Raw genomic sequence first — 5,123 nt, 5'->3', positions numbered from 1 at the left:
AAGCTCTGCGTTTTGTGAGGTGTCATTTTTGGGCGCTCGCACTCTCAATTCATCATACCCTAATTCAGCAACGCCTGCTTTTTCTGTATTTATGGATTTTTCGCACGCTGCACTAGACCTTTCGTGCTATCTAAAATCACCGCTTTGACATCGGGAGACAGGTCAAAAAATTCGGCGTTGCTAATTCCTGGGATGAAATAGGACTAGATGCTTGGAAATTCGTTCCACATCATCTCGCTTTTGAGCAACGCCAAAATTTCTATTCACGCAAGAGGTCTAATCTCAATTTAAGTTGAGATCCTTCATCGTTTTAACGTTATAGTAACGGCTATTTGTTAGAGCATTTGGAACTTGATTGGATCTAAAGGCTGCTACTAAATCCTGAATTGCCTCTTCCACCGTATGTGAAGGCACAAATCCTAATTCTTTCTTGATTTTTTCTGAGGAAATATGGTAAGAACGAAGATCGTTAGTGGGTGTAGTGACGATTTCTACAGATCCCACTACCTTATGAATCATCTCAGCAATTTCCATCAAGGTATGATTTTCGTAGCCAGCATTGAAGATTTTCCCATCGATCGCTTCATCTGACCATTGGAGAGACTTGAGATAAAGATCGGTCATATCCTCAATATGAATATTGGGGCGTTTCTGCTGACCGCCAAAAACTGTAATCTTGCCATTGTTGATAGCTTGAGTGGTGAGAATATTGACCACTAAATCTAATCGCTGGCGGGGAGAATAGCCGCACACTGTCGCCGGACGCAGCACTAAAGTGACAAATCCTGGTTCTCGCTTCTTCAGCAATACTTCTTCACATAAAGCCTTGTAACGGGAATAGTCTGTCAAAGGCAGAAGCGGCAAGTCTTCTGTAACATTGTCAGTTTCTTTAATCCCGTAAACGCTGGAAGAAGAGGCATAAATAAATCGCTTGACTCCTGAATCTTTTGCTACATCCACCAAGTCAACAAACGCATCATAATTAATTGAACGACCCAAATCCGGATCTAATTCAAAACTCGGATCGTTGGAAATGCAAGCTAAATGAATCACCGCATCGCATCCCGGCATTACTTTTTCAAGCAGTGCGCGATCGCGGATATCTCCTTGAATCTCCTCCAGATTAGGATGATTTTTGACAGCAGCTAGCACATTTGTCCCGTAGATATAGAGATCTAGCACCTTGACTTGATATCCAGCTTGCAGGAGTTTAGGAACTAAGACAGCTCCCACATAACCTGCACCACCCGTAACCAGAACTTGTTGCATCGAATTCATAGATTGATTGGTTCCTGACAGTCTTCTAGAATGTACAAATTGTTTTGGCGAACTTCAATAAGCGAGCTTTCTCCACAGGCTTTTCATTCCCCAATATATTGGCAGCGATCGCTCCTGCCAAATTCCCCAAGAACGACCCCAGTCTCAGAGGTAAACCTAACTTGGCACTCAAACTAGCTAGGGCAAAAAAGGCATCTCCTGCACCTGTAGTGTCTTTGACTTGTTGTGTCATAGCAGGAGTCATTTCCAGTTCTCCATCTGCCTGAATTCCCAACGATCCGGAATCGGCCATTGTCAACCAGCCTTGTTGTGCCCCTAAATGGGATTGCAAAAGCTTCAGTAGTTCGTGGCGATCGCCGTATCGATTAGAAAAGGCGAGGCGAAGTTCCTGCTCGTCTATACAAAATGTATCGGCTCGTCGATATTTACTGATTAGGTTGTAACCGTAATTGGCGCTGTTCGTTTGGCAGTTAACAGCTAGGAACGGTGCTTGAGCTTGAACCAGTTCCATCACCGATGAATCAATTAATCCATGACCATAGTCAGCCAAAACGACTATATCGTAGCTTTTGATGGACTTCTCCAAAGAATCTAAGAGTTTTTGGCGCTCCTGGGGTGCTAGTCCGTCCTCATCTATAGAATTAATCGCAAAGAGTTGCGTATAACCCTTTGTTGTGCCTTGCTGTTCAATATAACGGCATTTGGTTATAGTGGAATAGCCTTCTGCCTGATGCAAATTTAGATGAAGCGACGAATCATTGATATGATTTGCAATCAAGCGATGCACATCAGGTTCACTCCCGATCGCACTTGCTACTGTAACAGAATTAGCGAAACTGGCAAGATGGCGAGCAATTGCAAAAATTCCTCCCAGGTGCTGTTCTTTTTTCACAAATCGAGTGGACGGCGCTCTACCTTTCGATGTTAATCCTTGAACAGTACAGTGAACAAACTCATCAATAATGACATCACCAAGCACTAAAACCTTAAGCGGCTGCATCGCCTCCACAGCATCTCTAACCTGCTCAAACGGATACTGCTGAGTCAAATCCCTAGCGTAATCCTTTAATTCAGCAGGGACAACATTAAGGTAATTGTTAATCAACCGCGTTGAGCTAAAAGTGATTTCCTGGGTATAGCGAACATCGCCCCCAAAAGCTCTAACCTGGGCGACTTCCAGGTCAATATTTTTGGTTACATCTTTGCTTGCGTCAGCATATTCATCTCCCTTGCAGTAAATATGGGGACGCACTTTCTCAATCACCTCTAACGCCGTTACTTTCGGGGTTAAGATAACGTAATCAACGGACGCTAGTGCCGCTAGAGAACTGAAACGCAGGTCATCAGAAAATATCGGTCTTCCCGGCCCTCGATTAACGTAGGGAGCAGCCGTGAGGGAAATCACTAACAAATCTCCCATCGCTTTAGCGGCTTGCAAATGAGCGATGTGTCCTGGGTGAAGTAAATCAAACACTCCATTACAGAGGACGATTTTAGACCCCTGTTGTCGGTAGCGAGCAAGTACCTCTGCACAGGTTTCAAAATCAAGATACTTTTCTGTATTGATTGCTATTTCCATTGAGACTAAGTTTCCTCAAGTACATAATCAATGTTTTACCTTTGGTAACGATTAAGATGCTTCGTCTTCAGCAATGCTCAGAGAGCTATCTTTATCAGAACTAGGTAAAGTCCCCTTAACCAAACCATCTATAATACAGTGACAAATGCACAGATGCATGATTTCTGCAAAACCGTAGGACATAGTCGGAACGTAAAAATTTAGATGTCCAAGTTGACGCAACGGGTTATTAGCTTGGAAGGCGGAGAGGGTAATTACTTGACAATCCATTTCTATCGCTTGGCGAACGCCAGCAAGGATGTTAGCTGACTCTCCCGAACTGCTAATCGCAAACAAAATATCTCCAGATTGAGCAAATAGAGAAATTGGTTTGCTAAAAACCTGTTCGTAGCCGAAGTCATTACTAACGGCTGTCAGTGAGGCGCTGTCGTTGAAGGCGATCGCTCGAATATTACCATTACGCCAGTAGTCAACTGCCTGATGGCTGGCTACACTTGCACTCCCCCCATTACCAATGAACATAACTTTTCGCTGCAGCTGATTTTGCTGATGTACTAAATCAGCCGCTCGATTTATCCCTTCAGAAATTGAGAGAGATTTACCTTGACGATTGGTTATCTGAAATTTCTCGCCCAAGGCAGCTAGTTGGCGAAAGTAATGAATGGAAAACGGCAGTGGTTGGGGTAGCATTGAATACATATATATTCTGTTATTTTCTGAGGGGGTGACAACGCCTCTGAAACCTTGATGGGTTAAGCATTTAGGCTCCTGAACCTCGCTCAAGATAACAAAAACTATTATGACAGGCTGAGTGACATTATGAGGGTAGCGCTCGCCCCCAATTTTCACTGTAGACATTTTTGGATTAATTAAAAAGCCCGCAGACAGATTGCTCCTGCGGGTCTTTTAGATTTTAGATTTTGATGATGCTGCACAGTTCTTTGAACCCACATTCCGCACCCGGTACTGTCACATGGGGTGCGGGTGGGCTTCGGTGAGTGAGTCGTGGCTCTGGCGTTGCCATAGCTTAAGTACAAATGCTTAAATTCTCAATAGTCGAGACACAAGCGACATCACATACCAGCAGCAATGTGCTAATGAAGGCAGCGAGAGTCCCAGTAGCATCGAGAGTAAAATAATCAGGGAAAAAGTAGGATGGCGCTCAGGTAGCACTCACTGGCGCGAAAAACTCATGAAAAAAATTCCGGAAATTACAGTCCAAAACCTAGATCACCTGGGTTTAGTTGCTGGCATAATCGATGGCATACAAATAGTGGAAAAAATTAATCAGCTATAGCGCTCCTAAATTAGATGTGAACACCCATCTGGTAAAATATAAAAGACATAACTAACAAAATATTATCAGAATGGATAGCCAGATCCTCGAACCCAAAAAGCAAGAACTAGAACATTTTATTCAAGGAAACCCAGATGCTAGAGAAGTCAAACGAGCATTAGCGGTTAAATGGAGTTTGTCAGGAATATTCTAGTGTTAAATTATCAAACTGTTAAATGTCTCTTTAGGATTTATTAGTAAGTGGAATAAAAATTTTTCGACCTGGGGAGTGAACGGGCTAAAAACAGCTTACAAAAAAGGGAAACCTAGCTATTTAAGTCCAGACAAAGAAGAAATTATCAAGAAGGTTAAGTCAGAAGAAAATGTGAAATTTGGCAGAATTAGCTATCCATATAGATTCAAAACATGACCTAATTAATCAGTCTAAACTCTTGTTACCATTCTTTATTAGAATCAGCAAAAATTAGTTGGTAAAAGTCCCATAACAAAAATCTCCAAGGCTCCCCTAAATTGGTAAGTGAAAAAAAACAAATTAATCAGTATCTAGAAATATGGAAGTCAGATATAGAAAAAGATATAGCCTTTCTCAAAAAGATGAGGTACAATAACAGCAGTGTGTAAACCAGTTAAAAATATTTGACGATGTAACGCAGACCCAAACGCAAACTAAGAGTGCTTTTCCTAATTCTTGATAATTAGTAGTCTGGATTGAACGGAGAATAATTTTAAGTTTTGACCACAGATTTTCAATGGGTGAAAAATCTGGTGAATAAGGCGATAAGTATATTAATTTTGTCCTTTTTTTTTCGAGCGCTTTTTTCACTTCTTCTCCCAGGTGAATGGGACAATTATCCATCACTAAGCTGTTTCGCATTAAAACTGGTATAATAATCAGGGTAAACGCATCTAAATTAAGTTGACAGAAAATCATATTTGTGCGTGAGTCTTTTTCTGAAAAAAGCATTCTTA

5 protein-coding genes are annotated in these 5,123 nt (G+C 41.8%); 1 reads left to right on the top strand and 4 read right to left on the bottom strand.

The window, feature by feature from the left end:
• Positions 1–282: 282 nt before the first annotated feature.
• From QUA13_RS31430 to QUA13_RS31420, 3 genes are read right to left on the bottom strand one after another with little or no spacing between them, the layout of a single operon-like run.
• The gene (locus QUA13_RS31430) at positions 283–1,278 is read right to left on the bottom strand and encodes an NAD-dependent epimerase/dehydratase family protein (RefSeq protein WP_333204872.1); all 996 of its coding nucleotides are present in this window, start codon (positions 1,276–1,278) and stop codon (positions 283–285) included.
• Positions 1,279–1,303: 25 nt separating this feature from the next.
• A complete protein-coding gene (locus QUA13_RS31425; protein ID WP_333204870.1) occupies positions 1,304–2,857 on the bottom strand; it encodes a PfkB family carbohydrate kinase in 1,554 nt (517 codons plus the stop codon).
• Between the two features lie 51 nt (positions 2,858–2,908).
• Positions 2,909–3,547 carry an SIS domain-containing protein gene (locus tag QUA13_RS31420; RefSeq protein ID WP_333204874.1) on the bottom strand — a complete coding sequence of 213 codons (639 nt, stop codon included), beginning with the start codon at positions 3,545–3,547 and terminating at the stop codon, positions 2,909–2,911.
• 677 nt (positions 3,548–4,224) lie between these two features.
• Here QUA13_RS31420 and QUA13_RS31410 point away from each other — a divergent pair.
• Entirely contained in the window at positions 4,225–4,347 is a 123-nt protein-coding gene (locus QUA13_RS31410) for a hypothetical protein (protein ID WP_333204868.1), read from the top strand.
• A 393-nt stretch (positions 4,348–4,740) separates the two neighbouring features.
• Here the strand turns inward: QUA13_RS31410 and QUA13_RS31405 are convergent.
• A partial coding sequence (locus tag QUA13_RS31405; protein WP_333204866.1) for a transposase occupies positions 4,741–5,123 on the bottom strand: 383 nt, incomplete at its 5' end.

This window comes from Microcoleus sp. S28C3 (genome assembly GCF_036700785.1).
GTDB classification, from domain to species: domain Bacteria; phylum Cyanobacteriota; class Cyanobacteriia; order Cyanobacteriales; family Microcoleaceae; genus Microcoleus; species Microcoleus asticus.
The sequence above is the reverse complement of the archived record's forward strand: the minus strand, read 5'-3'. Positions and strand labels throughout refer to the sequence as shown.

Coding starts and splice junctions, on each gene's coding strand:
- QUA13_RS31425 (WP_333204870.1), bottom strand. CDS start 2,857: ATGGAAATAGCAATCAATACAGAAAAGTATCTTGATTTTGAAACCTGT.
- QUA13_RS31420 (WP_333204874.1), bottom strand. CDS start 3,547: ATGCTACCCCAACCACTGCCGTTTTCCATTCATTACTTTCGCCAACTA.
- QUA13_RS31410 (WP_333204868.1), top strand. CDS start 4,225: ATGGATAGCCAGATCCTCGAACCCAAAAAGCAAGAACTAGAACATTTT.
- QUA13_RS31430 (WP_333204872.1), bottom strand. CDS start 1,278: ATGAATTCGATGCAACAAGTTCTGGTTACGGGTGGTGCAGGTTATGTG.